We start from the raw sequence: 17,837 nt of genomic DNA on the forward strand, positions 1-17,837 counted from the left end.
GATTATGCAGAGCGCCGCCGAACAGCAAGCGTCATTGCGAAGCGGCTATGGCTCCCCGTGCGCCGTTTTCGTGAAGCAACTGCAAGGCGTGTCGAAGCGCTTTTCTGAACTCCGGCAGCGCGGCCAGATCAGGCGGAAACACTTCGCGTACCGACAATAAAGTGTCCATCAGCGCCTGCGGCTCGCCATGCGCGGAAGCCGCGAGTGACTTCAACCGGCTGGCCAGCGGATCGCTGATTTCATACCGCGTGCCATCGTCCGCATGGCCGCGCAAAAACGTCATCCAGGCTGCTACGGCCAGCGCCAGACGCGTGAACGATTGACCCGCGTCGATCCGCGCCGCAATCGTGGCGAGCAGACGCGGTGGAATCTTCTGGCTGCCGTCCATTGCGATCTGCGCGCAGCGATGTTTCAGTGCCGGGTTCGTGTAACGCTCGAGCAAGGCGTCCCGATAGGCAGGCAGGTCGAATGATGCGGGCATGGTCAGCGTCGGTGCGATTTCCTGCGTCATCATCGAGTGAATGAGCGTGCGCATGGCGGGGTGGGAGATCGCGGCGTCGATCGTCTCGAAGCCGCCGAGCATCGACAGATAAGCCAGCGTGGAGTGTGTGCCGTTCAGCATGCGCAGCTTCGCCAGTTCGAACGGCGTGACGTCTTCGACGAGCTGCGCACCGACTGCGTCCCATGCAGGACGTCCCGCCGGAAAACGATCTTCAATGACCCATTGGCGGAACGGTTCGCAGGGCACCGGTACGGCATCCTGATAAACGATCTCGTGGGCCACCGTGGCGCATTCGGCGCTGGTGGTGGCCGGTACGATACGGTCGACCATCGTCGACGGAAATGCGACCTCAGCGGCGATCCAGTCGGCCAACGCGGGATCGGTCTGGCGTGCGAACGAACAGACCACCTGGCGCAGCGCGGCGCCGTTATGAGAAAGGTTGTCGCACGAGAGAACCGTGAACGGTTGAGCGTTCGCCGCGTCGCGCCGCGTGCGCAAGGCCGCGACGAGAATGCCCGGCACTGTGCGCGGTTCGAGCGGGTGAGCCAGATCGTGCGCGACGGCGGGATCGTCCAGCGCGACGTCGCCGGTTTTCGGGTCGCGGCAATAGCCCTTCTCGGTGACCGTGAGCGAGACGATCCGCACCAGCGGATCCGCGAGTCGCGCGAACAGGGCGGCGCGATCGTGCGGCATGGCAAGCACCTCGCGCAGCGCCCGTACAACCGTCACTTTGGCGCCCTGCGGCCCGCGTTCCACCACGCTATACAGGCCTTGCTGTTCCATCAACGCATCACGCTTGCCGACATCGCCTTGCAGCGTGACGCCGCAAATGCCCCAGTCCCCACCCGCGGCAAGCATGGCTTCTTCCGTATAGAGGGCCTGATGCGCGCGATGGAAGTTGCCAATCCCCAGATGAATGATGCCGATGCGCGGTTCCTGCCATTGCGGTGACAGCAGATGCGTTTGCAGCGTGGGCAGTGCGTGGCGGGCAAGGCGGGGCAAGGTGGCGGCTGCGGTCATGTCATGAAATCCATGTATCGGAACAGAGCGGAAAAGGCTGCGAACGACGCCGTTCAGCGGGAAAACCCTGATTTGACGTGTTGATATACTTGTATGGTAGCATCGTTCAAACGGTTTAAGACAGGTTGATAAAGGTGATTTTCCGCCTCAACCCGGGCTCGAAGCCGACATGAAAAAACTGCCAGTCGCATGCTGCGCGTTCCGCGCGGTTCGCGGCTCGTTTCTGCAAGGAAGATGTCATGAAGATCGTTCGCGCCGACGTGATCGTCACGTGCCCGGGCCGCAATTTCGTCACGCTGAAAATCGTCACGGACGAAGGCGTGCACGGCATTGGCGATGCCACGCTGAACGGCCGCGAACTGGCGGTCGCCTCATACCTGAAAGATCACGTCTGCCCAATGCTGATCGGGCGCGATCCCGGCCGTATCGAAGACACCTGGCAATACCTGTACAAAGGCGCGTACTGGCGTCGCGGTCCCGTCACGATGACCGCAATCGCCGCCGTGGATATGGCGCTCTGGGACATTCTGGGCAAGGTAACCGGCATGCCGTTGTACAAGCTGCTCGGCGGCGCCTCGCGAGACGGCGTGATGGTGTACGGCCACGCCACCGGCCGCGACATTCCCGAAGCGCTCGACCGTTACGCGGAACACATCGAAGCCGGCTATCAGGCGATTCGCATTCAATGCGGCGTGCCGAACATGCGCTCGGTGTACGGCGTATCGAAAGGCAGTGGCATGTATGAGCCGGCCACCAAGGGCGCGGTCGAGGAGCAGAGCTGGTCGTCGGAAAAGTATCTCGACTTCGTGCCGAAGCTGTTCGATGCGGTGCGCGAAAAATTCGGCTTCGACACGCATTTGCTGCATGACGTCCATCACCGTTTGACACCGATCGAAGCCGCGCGTCTGGGTAAATCGGTCGAGCCGTATCGCTTGTTCTGGATGGAAGACCCCACGCCCGCCGAAAACCAGGCCGGCTTCCGGCTGATTCGCGAGCATACGGTTACGCCGATCGCGGTCGGTGAAGTATTCAACAGCATCTGGGATTGCAAGCAGTTGATCGAGGAGCAGTTGATCGACTATATCCGTGCGACCTTGACCCACGCGGGCGGCATTACGCATCTGCGGCGCATTGCTGATTTTGCTTCGCTCTACCAGGTGAGAACCGGTTGCCACGGACCGTCGGATCTGTCGCCGGTGTGCATGGGCGCGGCGTTGCATTTCGACCTGTGGGTGCCGAATTTCGGCGTGCAGGAATACATGGGTTTTCCGCAGGAAGCGCTCGACGTATTCCCGCATGCATGGCGCTTCGAGCGCGGCATGATGCACCCCGGCGAAGCGCCGGGCCATGGTGTCGATATCGACGAAGCCGCTGCCGCGCGGTATCCGTACGACCCGGCCTATTTGCCCGTCGCGCGTCTTGAAGACGGGACGCTGTGGAACTGGTGATCTGATTTCGCCAGACCAACCCTAACTACACAATCAGGGAGACACGCGTGAACCCAGCACGTCCGCAAGCCGCCGCGCCGGCCAGCACCGCCATGCTGCGCCGCGTGGCCTTCGCCTCGACTATTGGTACCGCGGCCGAGTACTACGATTTCTTCGTCTACGGTACGGCGGCCGTGCTGGTATTCGGCCAGAAGTTTTTCCCGTCCGCCGACCCGCTGATCGGCACGCTCGCCGCCTTTGCTACCTACGCCGTCGGGTTCCTCGCGCGGCCGCTGGGCGGCATCGTGTTCGGTCATTTCGGCGATCGCGTCGGCCGCAAGAAGGCCTTGATCGTGACGATCCTGATTGTCGGTTTGGGCACGTTCGTGATTGGGCTGCTGCCTGACTATCAGTCGATCGGAATCTGGGCGCCGATCGCGCTGATCGTGATTCGCGTGCTGCAAGGTTTCGGCGTGGGGGGCGAGCAGGCGGGCGCCGTGTTGCTCACCGCCGAATACGCACCGCCGGCGCGGCGCGGTTTCTTTGCCAGTCTCGTGCAACTCGGCGCACCGGCCGGTTTTCTGATTCCGTCGGGTCTGTTCGCGCTGCTCAGCGTGAGCTTGACGCCGGCGCAACTGCTCGACTGGGGCTGGCGCATTCCGTTTCTCGCCAGCGCGCTGCTGGTCGCCGTGGGTCTGTATATCCGCTTGCGCACTGAAGAGTCGCCGATCTTTGCGACGATCCAGCAAACCAAGGCGGTTGCTTCGCGGCCGGTGGTGGAAGTGGTGCAGCAGTTCGGTCCGACGATCGTCAAAGGCGTCGGCGCCAAATTGATCGAGGCGTGCGCGTTTGCGATGTACACGATGATCGTGCTCGCTTACGGCAAGGCACACGGCATTGCGCAAAGCATGCTGCTCGAAACGGTGATCGTGGCGGTAGCGCTCGAACTCGTGACGATTCCACTCGCCGGCGCGCTGTCCGATCGGATTGGGCGGCGGCCGACCTTTATTGCGGGAGCGTTATTGCACGTGGCGCTGGTGGTGCCGTTCTTCATGGCAATCGACAGCGGCAATCGCGCAGCGATCCAGCTCGTGATGATTCTCGCCATTAGTGTGGGCCACAGTCTCTGCTATGCACCCCAGGCAGCGCTGTTCCCCGAACTGTTCCCTGCGCGCGTGCGTTGCAGCGGTATTGCACTGATCTGGCAGATCGGCTCTTTGCTCGGCAGCGGGGTACTCGGTCTGCTGGCGGTCAAACTGATTCAGGCCACGCATGGCAATTCGCTCGCGTTAATCATTTACGTGGCGGTGCTCGGCATCGTCTCGGCTGTCTCGCTCTTTGCGTTGCCCGAAACGGCGCCCTTGCGGCGCGGTGGCGATCTGCACGACTGGAGCGGCGGCGGGGCCGCATCGGCGCAAACAGCAGCGCAAGCATTGCCATCTTCATCTTCGTCTTCCATCGCGCAGCACTGAGCGCGCGATCTTTGCCATACCGGAGTTCACCATGCTTGCAGCCGTACTTCACGAACCTAAACTGATCCGCATCGACGAAGTCGATCCGCCCGTGCCCGGTCCCGGTCAGGTGCGTGTGCGCGTGCGCGCCGGCGGTATTTGCGGTTCGGATCTGTCGTACTACTTCAAAGGAAAGAGCGGCGATTTCGCGGTACGCGAGCCGTTCGTGCTTGGACACGAGGTGGCCGGTGAGATCGATTCGCTCGGCGAGGGGGTGAGCGCGGAGAGCGGCCTGATGCCTGGGCGGCGTGTTGCGGTCAATCCGGGCCTCGCCTGCGGAACGTGCCGTTTTTGCGTCGGCGGCATGCCGAATCATTGTCTGAACATGCGCTTCATGGGCAGTGCATCGACGTTCCCGCACACCCAGGGCATGTTTCGCCAGTACATCGTCGTCGCGGCGCGGCAGTGCGTGCCTGTGCCGGATGGCGTCGATTTTGCGCAGGCGTCGATGGCCGAGCCGCTCGCCGTCGCGTTGCATGCGGTGAAGCAGGCCGGCTCGCTCGTCGGTGCGAGCGTGTTGCTGGTAGGGTGCGGGCCGATCGGTTGCATTCTGCTGAGCGTGGCGCGCCGCGCGGGTGCTCATCGCGTGGTCGCACTGGATCTGTCGGATCGTGCGTTGCAGGTCGCGCAGCAACTCGGTGCGGATCAGATCGTGAACGCCGCGGATAGCGCGACGATCGATCAATGGTCCGCGCAACGCGGCACGTTCGACGTCGTTATTGAGGCATCGGGCAGTCCCGCGGGTCTCGATACGGCGCTGCGTGCGGCACGCGCGGGCGGCACGGTGATTCAGGTGGGCAATCTGCCTGCCGGTCAGTCGCCGGTGGCGGCGAATCTCGTGATGTCGAAAGAACTCCGCTATCAAGGCTCGTTCCGCTTCACCAGTGAGTACGCCATTGCCGCCGAAGAGATCGCCGCCGGCAAGGTCGACCTTAAACCGCTGATGACTCATGCATTCGCGATGAGCGACGCGAACCGTGCGTTCGAAGTGGCGCTCGACCGCTCGCAGTCGATGAAGGTGCATCTGAACTTCGACTAGACACCGATCGAGGCCAGAGGCGTCGCATTTACCTCCTGCGCGCTGCCAGGCCAATCAAACGACTTAAGCTAATCAAACGCCCATCAAGAGGCGACCCGAAGGAGACACCTGATGATCAAGAGTCAACGCTGGTTCGTTGTCGCGCTACTGTTTCTGGCCGGCGTCATTAACTACCTCGACCGCGCAGCGCTGTCGATTGCCGCCCCGCTGATCCAGAAAGACCTGAACTTCTCGCATGCGCAAATGGGCATCGTGTTCAGCAGTTTTTTCATCGGCTATGCGCTGTTCAACTTTGTCGGCGGCGTGCTGTCGGACAAGGTCGGCGCGAAACGCGTATTCGGCACGGCGATGGGCGTGTGGTCGGTATTCTGCGGCGCGACCGCGCTAGCCAGCGGCATCGGTTCACTGATCGTGCTGCGTGTGTTGTTCGGCATGGGCGAGGGGCCGTTCAGTTCATCGAACAGCAAGATGGTCAACAACTGGTTCCCGCGCAAGGAAGTCGCGAGCGCAATTGGCGTGATCAGTTCGGGGACCCCGCTCGGCGGCGCGCTGGCGGGCCCGGTGGTCGGCTTCATGGCGGTGCAGTTCGGCTGGCGCTGGGCCTTTGTCGCGATCATGTTGCTGGGGCTCCTGTGGCTCGTCTTGTGGGCGGCAACGACGACTGAACACCCGCACGAAAACACGCGCGTCACACCTGACGAGATCGAACTGATCCGCGCCGGCCAGGCAGACGAACAGGCGATCGCACATTCGGCTGACGGCGAGCGGCTCGGCCTGCGGCACTTCCTGAAGAAACCGATCATTCTTGCGACCGCCTTTGCATTCTTCTCATACAACTACGTACTGTTCTTCTTCCTGTCGTGGTTCCCGACCTATCTGACCGAAGCGCACCACCTGAGTTTGCGCGATATGAGTTTCGCCACGGTGATTCCGTGGCTGCTTGGCAGTATCGGCCTCGCGGCGGGCGGTTTCATCTCGGACTTCATCTTGCGCCTGACCGGCAAACCGTTGCTGTCGCGCAAGCTCGTGCTGGGTAGTTGCCTCGGCGCAGCGGCGGTGTGCGTGGCGTTGGCCGGGCGCGTCGCCAGCACTCAGAGTGCGGTCGCGTTGATGTCGGTGTCGATCTTCTTCCTGTATGTGACGGGCGCGGTGTATTGGGCCGTGATTCAGGACACCGTGCCGCGCGAGCACGTCGGCGGCGTGGGTGGCTTTGTGCACCTGCTGGCGAATCTGGCCGGCGTGATCGGACCGGCGGTGACCGGTTTTATCGTCGAAGCGACGCACGGTAACTACACCAGTGCGTTCGTGCTGGCGGGTGCGATTGCGGTGCTCGGCGCGGTGTGTTCGCTGGTGTGGATTCGTGAGCCGCGGGTGGCTCCGCTGGAGATAAAACGTGCATGGTAGTATGGTGCAGCACACCTGAGCCGCTATGTCTGGTGCGCCGTCGCCCTGCTATTTATTCGCCGCTATTCGCTGTTTTCCCGATGCCGACCAAGAACCTCCACGCCAGCGCGTCTCCTTTCTCCTCCGATGCCACGCCCGTTGCGCCTCGCACGCGGCGCCGCGCGAGCGTCCAGGCCGGCGCGCGCGTCGAACTGCCGGACCTGACCGGGAGCGTCTCGTTCGACTCGCACGAGCCGATCGGCAAGCAGATTTTCCGCGCGCTGCGCGAGGCGATTTTCGCCGGTCAGATGGTGCCGGGTACGCCACTTTCGGAGAAAGAAGTGTCCGACATGTTTCAGGTGTCGCGGCAACCGGTGCGGGAAGCGTTCATCAAGCTGGTCGAAGCGGGCGTGCTGCAGGTATTGCCGCAGCGTGGCACTTTCGTGAAGCGCATTTCACCGCGCCAGGTGCGCGAAGGGCGTTTCATTCGCGAGGCGATCGAAACGGCGGTGGTGCGCAAGGCCGCCGTGTCGATCACCGACGAGCAGTTGCAGGCCCTTGCTGACAATCTTCGCGACCAGCGGCTTGCGGCGAAAGCGAACGACACGGCCGCTTTCCTCGCGCTCGACGAGGCGTTTCATTACGCGATTGCGCAGGCGATCGACTGCACGGCGGCTTGGGAAACGATTCAGGACATCAAGGCGCAGATGGACCGCGTGCGCTATCTGAGCATGCCCGACGTGTCGCCGTTCGATCTGCTGATCCGCCAGCATGCCAGGATTCTGGCCGGCCTGCGCGCGCACGACCCGAGCGCTGCTGAAGAGGCGATGCGCAACCACCTGCGCGAAATTCTGATGTCGCTCGGTCCCATTGCCGAGCGTAATCCAGCGTGGTTCGATGCGGACGAACCGGAGCGCGTGCCGCTTTCGAGTTAAGCGCAAGCGTGTTTCGCGGTGTCTCCAGTCCCGCAGCGTTAGCTAGTCGTTAGTCACGAAACCGCAGCGTCGAGTGGTTATCATGAGGCCTCGGACGGCCTCGATTTCACACGCGAAGCAGCGCTCGCCTTGCTTCGCGTGCGGAAAACCGGGCCTTGCCGCACTTGCCGGGGCACTCGTTGATCAGATCTCATACGCGTAAAGCAGCAGTGCTGGTGGCGCTGGCCGGTATCGGCCTCGCCGTCGGCGCGCCATTCGCTCTCAATTCGCATGCGGCCTTTGCGGGGCTGGGCGGCGTTCCTCTCTATGTGTTTGTCGCGCTTGCCGCGAGCGCCGCGCTCAGTGGCCTCGCCAAGGCCGGCAAACTGCATCTGATACAAACCGCGCTCGGATTGCGCGTGAGTTTCCTGCGCACAGTCGGCATCACCTTGCTGGCCGATTTCGCGTTTCTGGTTTCGCCGTTGGGCGCGGCAGGCTATGGCGTCAATATCGGCTTGCTGCAGCGCGCCGGGGCGTCGTGGTCGCTGGCGACAACGGTGGTCAGCGCGGATCAGGCGCTCGATCTCGCGTTCTTCACAACCGCCGTGCCGGTCTCCTTGCTGTTTGCTTTCGGGCCACTGATGCAATTGATGCCGCACGCGAGCGCACCGCTCGTGCTGGCGGTTCTTGCCGGCGGTGCGTGTCTCGCGGGTGTCTGCTGGCTGTACCGTCAGCGCGTGGCGGCAACGTTGGATGCCACGGGCCGGCGGGTCCGGTGGCTGCACGAGCGCCGGGCGAGGGTATCGCGCTTTTGCCACAGCGTCGGCCGGCAATGGCGGGAACTGGTGGGCGGCTCCAAGTGGCGGCTTGCCGCGCTACTGGTGCTGACTACCCAGCAATGGCTGCTTCGCTATGGCGCGCTGTGGTTTATTTTGCGCGAGCTTGGCTACCATCTGCCCTTGGGTTTTGTTCTGGCCGTGCAGGCGGTTGCCCTGCATGCCGCGCTGTGGACCGGCGTGCCCGCAGGCGGCGGCACCGGCGATATTGCACTCGCCGCAGCGTTCGCCAACTGGGTGCCGCGAGCGAGCATCGCCACGGCACTGGTACTGTGGCGCTTCGCGACGCTCTACTGTCCGTTGATGCTCGGTGCGGTGAGTTTCGCTGCGCTGGCAACTAGAGGGCGCAGCGCATTGCCGGCGGCAACGGAATGAAACGTCGAGATCCGGCGCTGGGAACGTGAGCGTTTCAGTGCGGACTAGTCCGGCACTTTTTTCATCCGTGCCGCAAAACTCGCCCGTGGGTGATCGTCGATACGCAGACGGAGTAACTGGAAGGTCTGCGAAATCAGCGCGAGCGGATAGACCGCCTTGAAGAGGTCCGCGATCATGCGCCACTCCGCGCGCAGGCCTTTCCAATAGCCGAGTTTCTCGGTTTTACGAGCCTGGGTGACGCGCGGCCAGTGCGTGACCGCGATCGGCAGGCGGCGTTCGATGATACGGCGGTTCATGAACACTTCGACCCCGAAACGCGGCATGCCGTGAACTTCCTGCAGAACTTCGCTCAACAGCGTTTTTCTGACAACCCGTTCGCCTGAAACAAAATCGAGGCCGATCGCGCGAAATGCGAGCAGGCTGTTCTGGCGCAGGCTCAGGCTGACTTGCGCCTTGCCTTGTAAAACGGGAAGGGCGAGCGCGCTGATGCACTCGGCCGTTAGCCCTTTCAGATCGGCGTCGAGCAGCATGAGCCACTCACCTGTGGCCGCAGCGATTCCGCTTGCCATTGCAGCGCTTTTACCGCGGTTTTCGCCGCCTCGAATCAGCCGCACGGACGGAAAGCGTTCGACTATTTCAGCGGTGCCGTCGGTCGAACCGTCGTCCACCACGATGATCTCGCCGAGCAAAGGGTGAGCCCAGGCTACGGAGAGCACCGCGCCGATGCGGGGCGCTTCGTTGTAGGCGCAGATGACGCAAGACATGCGCGGAGAATGCCTGTTTGGAGCGAGATCTGTCATGGAGAGCGGTTGAGTGGAGCGATAGTGGACGGGCAATGGTGCGGTGCAGCACAATACTGAATTTTCAGCTATAGTCGGGATACGGCTTATGCCCAGAGAGGTCCAGAATGTACGACGCCGAAATCGCCGCCACCCTCCTGAATCGTTGGGCCACACGTTCATCAACAACTGACTTCGATACCTACCTCGACCTGTTGCGTGAAGGCAATCTCAGTTTCACCTACCAATCCGGTCACGTGCGCGACGCCGGCGTTGAAGAGGGCAGCGCGTTCAATATCGAATCCCTCGTTTTCGACGACGGCTCACGCACCCTGCGCGTCGAAGCCCCTGACCGCACGCCCCGCTGGACGCGCTGGGCAGCGGTGGAACCGCTGCTGCCCGTACCCAGCGAGGCCTGAACCCGCTCGTCAAACGATCCGCGCTCCGGCGCGATAGGTTGCGCGCGGCACCGGCAGGGTGTCGAGCATCGTGACTCGAACGAAGTCCGCACGCAAACCCGCTTCGATCGCCCCGCGGTCATGCAAGCCCGCTGTACGGGCCGGTTCGGCGGAGACCGTCGCCATGGCGCGCGGCAGTGTCCAGCCGGCCTTGCTGACGAGTTCGAACACGGCCGTCATCAAGCTGGAAGGCACGTAATCCGAGGACAGAATATCGAGCAGGTCGGCTTTCGCCAGTTCGAGCGCCGACACATTGCCGGAATGCGAACCGCCGCGCACGATATTCGGCGCCCCCATGATGGTCGAAATGCCGTGCTCGCGTGCTGTCTCGGCGGCGACGCGGGTGGTCGGAAATTCCGCCAGGACGATACCTTCGGCCTTGGCCTGTTCAACGTGTTCGATCAGCGTGTCGTCATGGCTTGCCACCGGAATGCCGAGCCGGTTGCAGCGCGCGACGATCTCGCGCCGGTGCATATCGGCATAACGTTCCTGTTCGACGGTCAGTTCGGCCAGCGCGGTCGCCACGTGTTCGTCGGTCAGCTTGCCGTTACGTTCCTGAAAGCGGCGCCATTGTTCGCGGTCGTGCCATTGACGCTGGCCAGGCGTGTGATCCATCACTGAGGCGAGCCGCAGCAACGGATGCTCGCACAGCGAATCGAACACCTCGACCACGTCGGCGGTGGCGATCTCGCAGCGCAGATGCAGAAAGTGGTCGGCGCGCAGCAGCTTGCGCTCCGAGAAGCGGGTGAGGGACTCGGCGCACTGGGTTTGCAGATCGCGGCCGCGCAGTCCCACATTCGAGCGCGAACCGATTGCGAGAGCATCGAATACCGTGGTGATGCCGGCCGCCGCCACTTGCGCGTCGTGGATCACGAAGGCGGCGTCGGTATTCCATTGCACGCCCGGGCGCGGTGCCAGATGCTTTTCCAGATTGTCCGTATGCAGTTCGATCAGGCCCGGCAACAGATAATCGCCGTCCCAATCTTCCGCTTCGCGCGCCGCGGTCGTGCCACGCTCGACGTCGCGAATCACGCCGTCTTCGATGCGTATTACACCGGTAAATACTTCGTCTCGCGTCACGATGCGAGCGTTCCTGATCAACATCGACTTGCTCCGTAGTCAGTCTTGAGTATTGCACCGCAGTGCTTCGACTCAGTGTGCAACTCAGTGGTTCAGCTTATTGGTTCAGTCTGGTGGCTCAGTGTAGTGCCGCTTCGTGTCAATTAGTGCCGTAGCGGCGGCTGGAGTTCGAGGCGGCGCGTAGCGACCTTGTTGCGGGTATCTTCGTCATGAAAGATACCGACAATCGCCGCACCGCGCTCGCGTGCTTCAACGATCAGATCGGCGACCACGTCGCGGTTCTCCGCGTCGAGCGAGGCCGTGGGCTCGTCGAGCAGCAACACCGGATGACCGGCGATCAGGCCGCGGGCAATGTTCACGCGCTGTTGTTCACCGCCGGAGAAGGTCGCCGGCGCGAGCGTCCACAGACGCCTCGGCACATTCAACCTCGCCAGCAGGGCCGCGGCGCGCTCATCGGCTTCGCCTTCCGACACGCCGCGCGACAGCAGCGGTTCAGCGACCAGCGTGAGCGTCGGCACGCGCGGAATCACGCGCAGAAACTGGCTGACATAACCCACTACGCCGCGGCGCAGGCGCAGCACGTCGTGCGGCTCGGCGTCGGTAATCGAGACCGGCTGCCCGTTGTCCGCCGCTGCGTCGCGAATCGCAATGGAGCCCGTGCTGGCCAGGTAGTTGCCGTACAGGCAGCGCAGCAGCGTACTCTTGCCCGCGCCTGACGGCCCGACCAGCACGACACACTCGCCGCGCTCGACATTGAGCGACACCCCTGCGAGTGCTTCGATCTGCACGCCGCCCTGGCCATGCAGCGTGAATGTTTTGCCGATACCGACCGCGCGTATCATCAGCGCATTGTTCTCGCTGAACGCGCGTTCAGCGGCTTGCGATTGCTTGCTTGTTTCAATGGATTGCATTGTGAGCCTCAAACCGGCAGGACCGAGGAAACCAGCGTTTGCGTGTACGGATGCTGCGGATCGTCAAGCACCTGGTCCGTCAGACCCGCCTCGACCACTTCACCGCCTTGCATCACCATCAGACGGTGCGCAAGCAGGCGCGCCACGCCGATATCGTGCGTCACGATCAGTACCGACAGATGCAGCGTGGAGGTCAGCGTGCGCAGCAGATCGAGCAGGCGCGCCTGGACCGAGACGTCGAGACCGGCGGTCGGTTCGTCCATGAAGACGAGACGCGGACCGGTGACGAGATTGCGCGCGATCTGCAAGCGCTGCTGCATGCCGCCGGAAAACGCCGCCGGCAATTCGTCGATACGTGTGGCGTCGAGTTCGACGCGCTCCATCCAGCGCGTTGCCGTGTGACGGATATCGCCATAGTGGCGCGCGCCGACGGCCATCAACGGCTCGCCGATGTTCGCGCCGGCGGAGACACCGTTGCGCAGACCGTCGCGCGGATTCTGCTGCACGAAGCCCCACTCGGTGCGCATCAACAGACGCCGGCGCGGTTCGGACAAGGCGCGCAGATCGAGCTTCTCGCCATGCGTGGCCGTGTAGTGAAGCGAGCCGCTATCGGCTTCGGTTTTCAGGGCCAGCGTATTGAGCAGGGTGGTCTTGCCCGAGCCGGATTCGCCGACGATGCATAGCACTTCGCCCGGATACAGATCGAAGCTGACATTCCTGCAGCCGTTACGGCCGCCAAATTGTTTGGTGAGCGAGCGGGCGCTCAACAGCGGCGTCATGCGGTTTCTCCTTTGCGCGCTTCATATGAGGGCAACTCGAGGTCCTGATCGCCGCGGCGTTCATGGCAGTAGTCGCTATCCGAGCAAACGAACATGCGCTTGCCGGCGTCGTCGACGATCATTTCGTCGAGGAAGCTCTCCGTCGATCCGCATAGCGCGCACGCGTGCTGCCACTTCTGCACTTCGAACGGATGATCGTCGAAGTCGAGGCTGCGCACGGCGGTGTACGGCGGAATGGCGTAAATGCGCCGCTCGCGGCCGGCGCCGAACAATTGCAGCGCGGGGTTCATATGCATCTTCGGGTTGTCGAATTTCGGAATCGGCGAGGGCGAGCTCAGATAGCGGTGGTTGACCATCACCGGGTAGTCGTACGTGGTGGCGATGCTGCCGTGATGCACGATGTCCTCGTACAGCTTCACGCTGATCAACCCGTAATCGGCCAATGCGTGCAGCTTCTTGCATTCGGCGACGCGCGGCTCCAGGCGAAATAACGGTTCGGGCATCGGCACCTGATAGACCAGAATCTGCCTGTCGGTGAGCGGCGCTTCGGGAATCCGGTGACGTGTCTGGACGATCGTCGCTTCGGTTGTGCGGCGCGTGGTCGCCACGCCCGTGGTGCGAGCGAAGAAGCGGCGGATGTTGACGGCGTTGGTGGTTTCGTCGGAGCCCTGATCGATAACCTTCAGCGTATCGTTCTTGCCGATGATCGCCGCGGTGACCTGAATGCCGCCCGTGCCCCAGCCATATGGCAAGGGCATTTCCCGCGAACCGAACGGCACCTGGTAGCCCGGCACCGCAACCGCCTTGAGCAACGCGCGGCGCAGCATGCGCTTGGTCTGCTCGTCGAGGTAGGCGAAGTTGTAGCCGTCCGCGGCGCTGTCGTACGAAGCGGTGGTGAGGGAGGTGTCTGGCGCGTTCATGCGGCTTGCTCCTGCTGATCCTTGCCTTGCTCGTTATCCTGACTTTTATCCTCTGCGCCATGCTTTGCACGCAAGCGTCTGACGAGTTCGAGTTCGGACTGGAAGTCGACGTAGTGAGGTAACTTCAGATGCTGAACGAAGCCGGACGCTTCGACGTTATCGCTGTGCGAGAGCATGAACTCGATGTCCTGCGTCGGCGAGGCGAGCGTTTCACCGAGCTCTTCAGCGCGCAACGCGCGATCCACCAATGCCATTGCCATCGCTTTGCGTTCCGAGTGTCCGAACGCGAGGCCATAACCTTGCGTGAAGGTGGGCGGCACCGCGCTGCTGCCGGCGAACTGGTTGATCATCTGGCATTCGGTGACATCGATATCGCCGATCTCGACCGTCTCACCCAACTCGTCGAGTTCCATTTCGACAGCGATCGTGCCGAAGCGGATCTCACCGGCAAACGGATGCGAGTGCGCGTAGCCGCGTTGCGTGGCGTAGCCCATGGCGAGCAGGAAACCTTCGTCGCCGCGTGCGAGATTCTGCAGGCGCGTGGAGCGGTTCGCGGGAAAGGCAAGCGGTTCGCGCGAGAGGTCGCCGGGTTCCGGCGCGTGCGGCGTGGGGCGTTCCTGTTCGATCAGGCCTTCCTTGTCGAGCAGCGTGACCACGCGCGGCATGGCTTCCGCTGCGCACGGAGTGGTCTGTTGGGAAGCGCGCGTTGCATCGGTTCCGGCATCGCCTTCGGCGAGCAACGCGAAATCCAGCAGACGTTGCGTGTAATCGTAAGTCGCGCCGAGCACCTGGCCGCCGGGCACGTCCTTGAAGGTTGCCGAAATGCGGCGCGCCACCTGCATGGCTTCCGTGTCGATCGCTTTCGTGTAGCCGAAACGCGGCAACGTGGTGCGATACGCCCGCAGCAGAAAGATCGCCTCGACCAGGTCGCCCGCGGCCTGTTTGATCGCGAGTGCGGCGAGTTCTTCGTCGTAGACCGAGCCTTCGGTCATCACCCGCGCGACGGCGAGGCGCAATTGCTCGCGAATCTGTGCGACGCTGAGTTCGGCCAGCCGCGTATCGCCGCGACGTGCCTCGTCGAGCAGACGCCACGACGCTTCGATCGCGCGTTCTCCACCCTTGACGGCAACGTACATTAGTTCACCTTCGCTTGAGTTGTGCGCGGCAGGCCGATCAGCGTGCTGCCGCAGACGAGATAACAATCGACGCCGCACGGAAAAAGCGGCCCGAGGGCGGCGCGTTCGCGCCAGAAATGCTCCGGCAATCCGGCCGGCGCGATCGTTGCGGTATGCTGAATGCCAGGGCCGCTTAGCACGACCGGCGTGCCGCCCGTCAGGGCTTCGACACGGATCAGCAAGGTCACCGATTGCTCAGGCGATTCCGCTGCGCCGAGAGGAAAACTTTCCAGCGCCGGCATTGCGCTTGCGTCGTGAATATAGGCAAAGGCAGCCAGTCCCGGTTGGTCGACGAGCGGCGCGCCGGTGTGAAACCGCAGTGCCGATGCCAGCGCCGTATCGGCTTGGGCGAGCCACACGGGCGTGGCGTAATCGCACAGCGTCAGCAGCGCGGCGAATGCGGCGAGCGCGGCCGGCGTCTCCCGCACTTCCGGCAAGCCCTTTTCGACGACACCCACCGTGCCGGGACGCGACAGCGCGTCGAGCAGGATGCGAAATACCGCCTGGGTGTCGTGAACCGGATCGGCGAAGCCGGGCGTCAATGTGGCCAATGAAGTCGGCAATGCATTCTGCGAGTTTTCCATCAGTCGCCTCTGACCATGGTGAAGAATTCGACGCGTGTCGCCGCAACATCCTGGCGGCGCTCTGCGCGTTCGGCGGCCTGCTGCGCGGCAAATGGTTCGATCAATTGCTGATGCAAGGCTGCGTGATGCTCGGGCATTTGCAGCAGTGCATCCGCTAACGCAGCCAGTTCGGCGCGGCGGCGGTCGCGGCCCAGATGACAGGCCACTCCGACGGCCGCGGCAGCTTCACCCGTGGCACGCAAACGCAACGTGGCGCGCGTGACGGTGGCTTCGCCGAGATTGAACGGGTCGCCGCTGCCGCCGACGCGGCCGCGCACCATCGCGAGGCCGATTTCGGGTGGCCGCAGCCAGTCATAAGCGGGGGGCGGGACGCCTTGCAGCGCGCGATCCAGTGCGACTTCGAGATCGGCGCGGGGCGTGCGGGCCAGTACGGCCATCCATGCACGCCGCAGGGCGGAGGAAGGCGAGGCGAGAGTGGCACTCATCGAATTTCCTGTTGATCCAGCGAGTGGACATTTGAGCATCTATTCGTCTAAACGTCTAGACGTTTAAGCGTATGCTTGCACGGCGCTGTAGCGCATATGCAGCGATTCATATTTCCATCACGGCTTGCGCACTACAATGCATGGCATAGCGAATATTTGAACTCAAGGGAATGACAGCACCATGACATCGAACGACAACGCGACGCCGGGCACACTGCTCGAACGCGGCGCGGGCGTTGCCGTCTGGCGGCAGATCGAGCAGATTCTGGCGGCGGAAATCGCCGCCAGCGGCTTTGGCGAAGAAGGCCGTTTGCCGAGCGAGGGCGAACTGGCCAAACGCTTCGACGTGAACCGGCATACCGTGCGCCGCGCCATGCTCGGCCTGGCGGCGTTGGGTCTCGTCAGCGTCGAGCAGGGCCGTGGCACGTTCGTGCAACCCGGTGCGATCGACTATACGATTGGCCGGCGCACGCGGTTTACAGAAAACTTGCGGCAACAGAATCACGCGGCGGCGGGCACGATGTTGTCGGCCGCGCGCGTGAAGGCCGAGCCGAACGTCGCGAAGGCGCTGAGCCTGCGAGCGGGCGCGTCGGTCTACCGGATCGAGTCGTTGCACGAATCGGATGGCGTGCCGCTCACCTTCGCGCGCAACTGGTACCCGGCCGCGCGTTTTCCGGATTTGCCGGAAGTGCTGGAGCGCACCGGCGGCGTGACGAAGTCGATGGCGGAATTCGGCGTGACCGACTATCTGCGCAAGTGGAGCCGTATCGGCAGTGTGTTGCCTGAGCCGGAAGTGGCGCGGCGTTTGAATATCAACCGGCAGCAGCCGGTGTTGTGGGTCGAGAATGTCGACGTCGATCTGGAAGGCACACCGGTCAAATATGGCTTTACGCATTTTGCGGCGGACCGTGTGCAGTTGCTGGTGGAGCACGACCTGTGAGCGGCGCGGTGTGGGGCGCCGAGGTGCGTTTCGCCGTGTATTACGCACCTTCGCGCGAGTCGGCGTGGTGGCAGGCGGGGTCGGCGTGGCTCGCGCGCGACGCGGAAAGCGGCGAACCATGCATCTCGCCGCAACCGGAAGCGTTGGCGCGTCCGCTGGCCGATCTCACCGAAGCGCCGCGTCGTTATGGCTGGCACGGTACCCTGGTTGCGCCGTTTCATCTTGCAGAAGGCGTGACCCAGCAGAATCTGCTCGACGCAGCGCGCGAATGGGCCGGCGCTCAAAGCCGATTCGCTCTGCCTGTCGAAGCCGCGACGCTTGGCGATTTCGTCGCGCTACGTCCCGCCGATCCGGACGGCGAAGCGAACATGCGCCGGCTTGCGTCGAGCGCGCTGCAAACGCTCGATGCACTGCGCGCCAGGCCGTCCGCCAGCGCGCTCGCTCGCCGTCTCGCCGCACCGCTGAGCGAACGGCAGCGTGCATTGCTGATCGAATGGGGCTATCCGTACGTATTCGACGAATTCCGTTTTCACATGACACTATCGAGTTCGCTCGCCGATGCCGCTGAACGCGCGGCGCTGGTTGCATGGTGGCAGGCGCGAACAGCCGCGCTCGGGCCGCTCGCAATCGATCACGCAGCGCTCTTTGTCGAACCCGCGCCCGGCGAGCCGTTTGTTTTGTGGCAGCGCGTGCCGTTCCAGACCCGTGAGGCGAAATAA

At 63.2% G+C, this 17,837-nt stretch carries 18 protein-coding genes; 9 read left to right on the forward strand and 9 right to left on the reverse strand.

The genetic code is table 11. The annotated features are described in order from the left end of the window. Positions 1-31 precede the first annotated feature (31 nt). Positions 32-1,522 (reverse strand): mannitol dehydrogenase family protein, encoded by a 1,491-nt coding sequence (locus tag GH665_RS26585; protein ID WP_153140239.1) that lies wholly within the window; start codon positions 1,520-1,522, stop codon positions 32-34. A gap of 239 nt (positions 1,523-1,761) precedes the next feature. Here GH665_RS26585 and manD point away from each other — a divergent pair, with 239 nt between their 5' ends. From manD to GH665_RS26615, 6 genes are all read left to right on the forward strand, one after another. Further along, the gene (manD, locus tag GH665_RS26590) at positions 1,762-2,970 is read left to right on the forward strand and encodes a D-mannonate dehydratase ManD (protein ID WP_153140240.1); all 1,209 of its coding nucleotides are present in this window, start codon (positions 1,762-1,764) and stop codon (positions 2,968-2,970) included. 92 nt (positions 2,971-3,062) lie between these two features. Then, a complete protein-coding gene (locus GH665_RS26595; RefSeq protein ID WP_153142313.1) occupies positions 3,063-4,421 on the forward strand; it encodes an MFS transporter in 1,359 nt (452 codons plus the stop codon). Positions 4,422-4,452: 31 nt separating this feature from the next. After that, complete coding sequence (locus tag GH665_RS26600) at positions 4,453-5,499, forward strand: L-idonate 5-dehydrogenase (RefSeq protein ID WP_153140241.1); 1,047 nt, start codon at positions 4,453-4,455, stop codon at positions 5,497-5,499. A gap of 111 nt (positions 5,500-5,610) precedes the next feature. After that, positions 5,611-6,903: an MFS transporter gene (locus GH665_RS26605; protein ID WP_153140242.1), complete on the forward strand. Its 1,293-nt coding sequence runs from the start codon at positions 5,611-5,613 to the stop codon at positions 6,901-6,903. An 80-nt stretch (positions 6,904-6,983) separates the two neighbouring features. Further along, positions 6,984-7,817, forward strand: coding sequence for a GntR family transcriptional regulator (locus tag GH665_RS26610; protein ID WP_153140243.1), 834 nt, complete (start codon positions 6,984-6,986; stop codon positions 7,815-7,817). A 179-nt stretch (positions 7,818-7,996) separates the two neighbouring features. After that, positions 7,997-9,007: a lysylphosphatidylglycerol synthase transmembrane domain-containing protein gene (locus tag GH665_RS26615; RefSeq protein WP_167531011.1), complete on the forward strand. Its 1,011-nt coding sequence runs from the start codon at positions 7,997-7,999 to the stop codon at positions 9,005-9,007. 44 nt (positions 9,008-9,051) lie between these two features. Here GH665_RS26615 and GH665_RS26620 read toward each other — a convergent pair whose 3' ends face one another. Beyond that, complete coding sequence (locus GH665_RS26620) at positions 9,052-9,771, reverse strand: glycosyltransferase family 2 protein (RefSeq protein WP_153140245.1); 720 nt, start codon at positions 9,769-9,771, stop codon at positions 9,052-9,054. A 143-nt stretch (positions 9,772-9,914) separates the two neighbouring features. Here GH665_RS26620 and GH665_RS26625 point away from each other — a divergent pair, with 143 nt between their 5' ends. Next, a complete protein-coding gene (locus GH665_RS26625) occupies positions 9,915-10,205 on the forward strand; it encodes a hypothetical protein (RefSeq protein WP_153140246.1) in 291 nt (96 codons plus the stop codon). Between the two features lie 9 nt (positions 10,206-10,214). Here GH665_RS26625 and GH665_RS26630 read toward each other — a convergent pair whose 3' ends face one another. From GH665_RS26630 to phnG, 7 genes are all read right to left on the reverse strand, one after another. Further along, entirely contained in the window at positions 10,215-11,348 is a 1,134-nt protein-coding gene (locus GH665_RS26630; RefSeq protein ID WP_153140247.1) for an alpha-D-ribose 1-methylphosphonate 5-triphosphate diphosphatase, read from the reverse strand. 119 nt (positions 11,349-11,467) lie between these two features. After that, complete coding sequence (phnL, locus tag GH665_RS26635; RefSeq protein ID WP_153140248.1) at positions 11,468-12,235, reverse strand: phosphonate C-P lyase system protein PhnL; 768 nt, start codon at positions 12,233-12,235, stop codon at positions 11,468-11,470. Between the two features lie 8 nt (positions 12,236-12,243). Further along, the gene (gene phnK, locus GH665_RS26640; protein WP_153140249.1) at positions 12,244-13,014 is read right to left on the reverse strand and encodes a phosphonate C-P lyase system protein PhnK; all 771 of its coding nucleotides are present in this window, start codon (positions 13,012-13,014) and stop codon (positions 12,244-12,246) included. Continuing rightward, on the reverse strand, positions 13,011-13,934 hold the full coding sequence (locus GH665_RS26645) for an alpha-D-ribose 1-methylphosphonate 5-phosphate C-P-lyase PhnJ (protein WP_153140250.1): 924 nt from the start codon (positions 13,932-13,934) through the stop codon (positions 13,011-13,013). The genes phnK and GH665_RS26645 overlap by 4 nt, the downstream gene beginning before the upstream one ends. After that, the gene (locus tag GH665_RS26650) at positions 13,931-15,070 is read right to left on the reverse strand and encodes a carbon-phosphorus lyase complex subunit (protein WP_153140251.1); all 1,140 of its coding nucleotides are present in this window, start codon (positions 15,068-15,070) and stop codon (positions 13,931-13,933) included. Before GH665_RS26650 ends, GH665_RS26645 begins: the two co-directional genes overlap by 4 nt. After that, positions 15,070-15,693, reverse strand: coding sequence for a phosphonate C-P lyase system protein PhnH (phnH, locus tag GH665_RS26655; protein WP_153140252.1), 624 nt, complete (start codon positions 15,691-15,693; stop codon positions 15,070-15,072). The genes GH665_RS26650 and phnH overlap by 1 nt, the downstream gene beginning before the upstream one ends. Then, on the reverse strand, positions 15,693-16,178 hold the full coding sequence (gene phnG / locus GH665_RS26660; RefSeq protein WP_153140253.1) for a phosphonate C-P lyase system protein PhnG: 486 nt from the start codon (positions 16,176-16,178) through the stop codon (positions 15,693-15,695). The genes phnH and phnG overlap by 1 nt, the downstream gene beginning before the upstream one ends. A gap of 181 nt (positions 16,179-16,359) precedes the next feature. Between phnG and phnF the strand changes: the two genes are divergently transcribed. Both phnF and GH665_RS26670 read left to right on the forward strand, forming a co-directional pair. After that, the gene (phnF, locus tag GH665_RS26665) at positions 16,360-17,118 is read left to right on the forward strand and encodes a phosphonate metabolism transcriptional regulator PhnF (RefSeq protein ID WP_025496563.1); all 759 of its coding nucleotides are present in this window, start codon (positions 16,360-16,362) and stop codon (positions 17,116-17,118) included. Then, positions 17,115-17,837 carry a DUF1045 domain-containing protein gene (locus GH665_RS26670; protein WP_153140254.1) on the forward strand — a complete coding sequence of 241 codons (723 nt, stop codon included), beginning with the start codon at positions 17,115-17,117 and terminating at the stop codon, positions 17,835-17,837. The genes phnF and GH665_RS26670 overlap by 4 nt, the downstream gene beginning before the upstream one ends.

This window comes from Paraburkholderia agricolaris, from assembly GCF_009455635.1.
Classification (GTDB): Bacteria; Pseudomonadota; Gammaproteobacteria; order Burkholderiales; family Burkholderiaceae; genus Paraburkholderia; species Paraburkholderia agricolaris.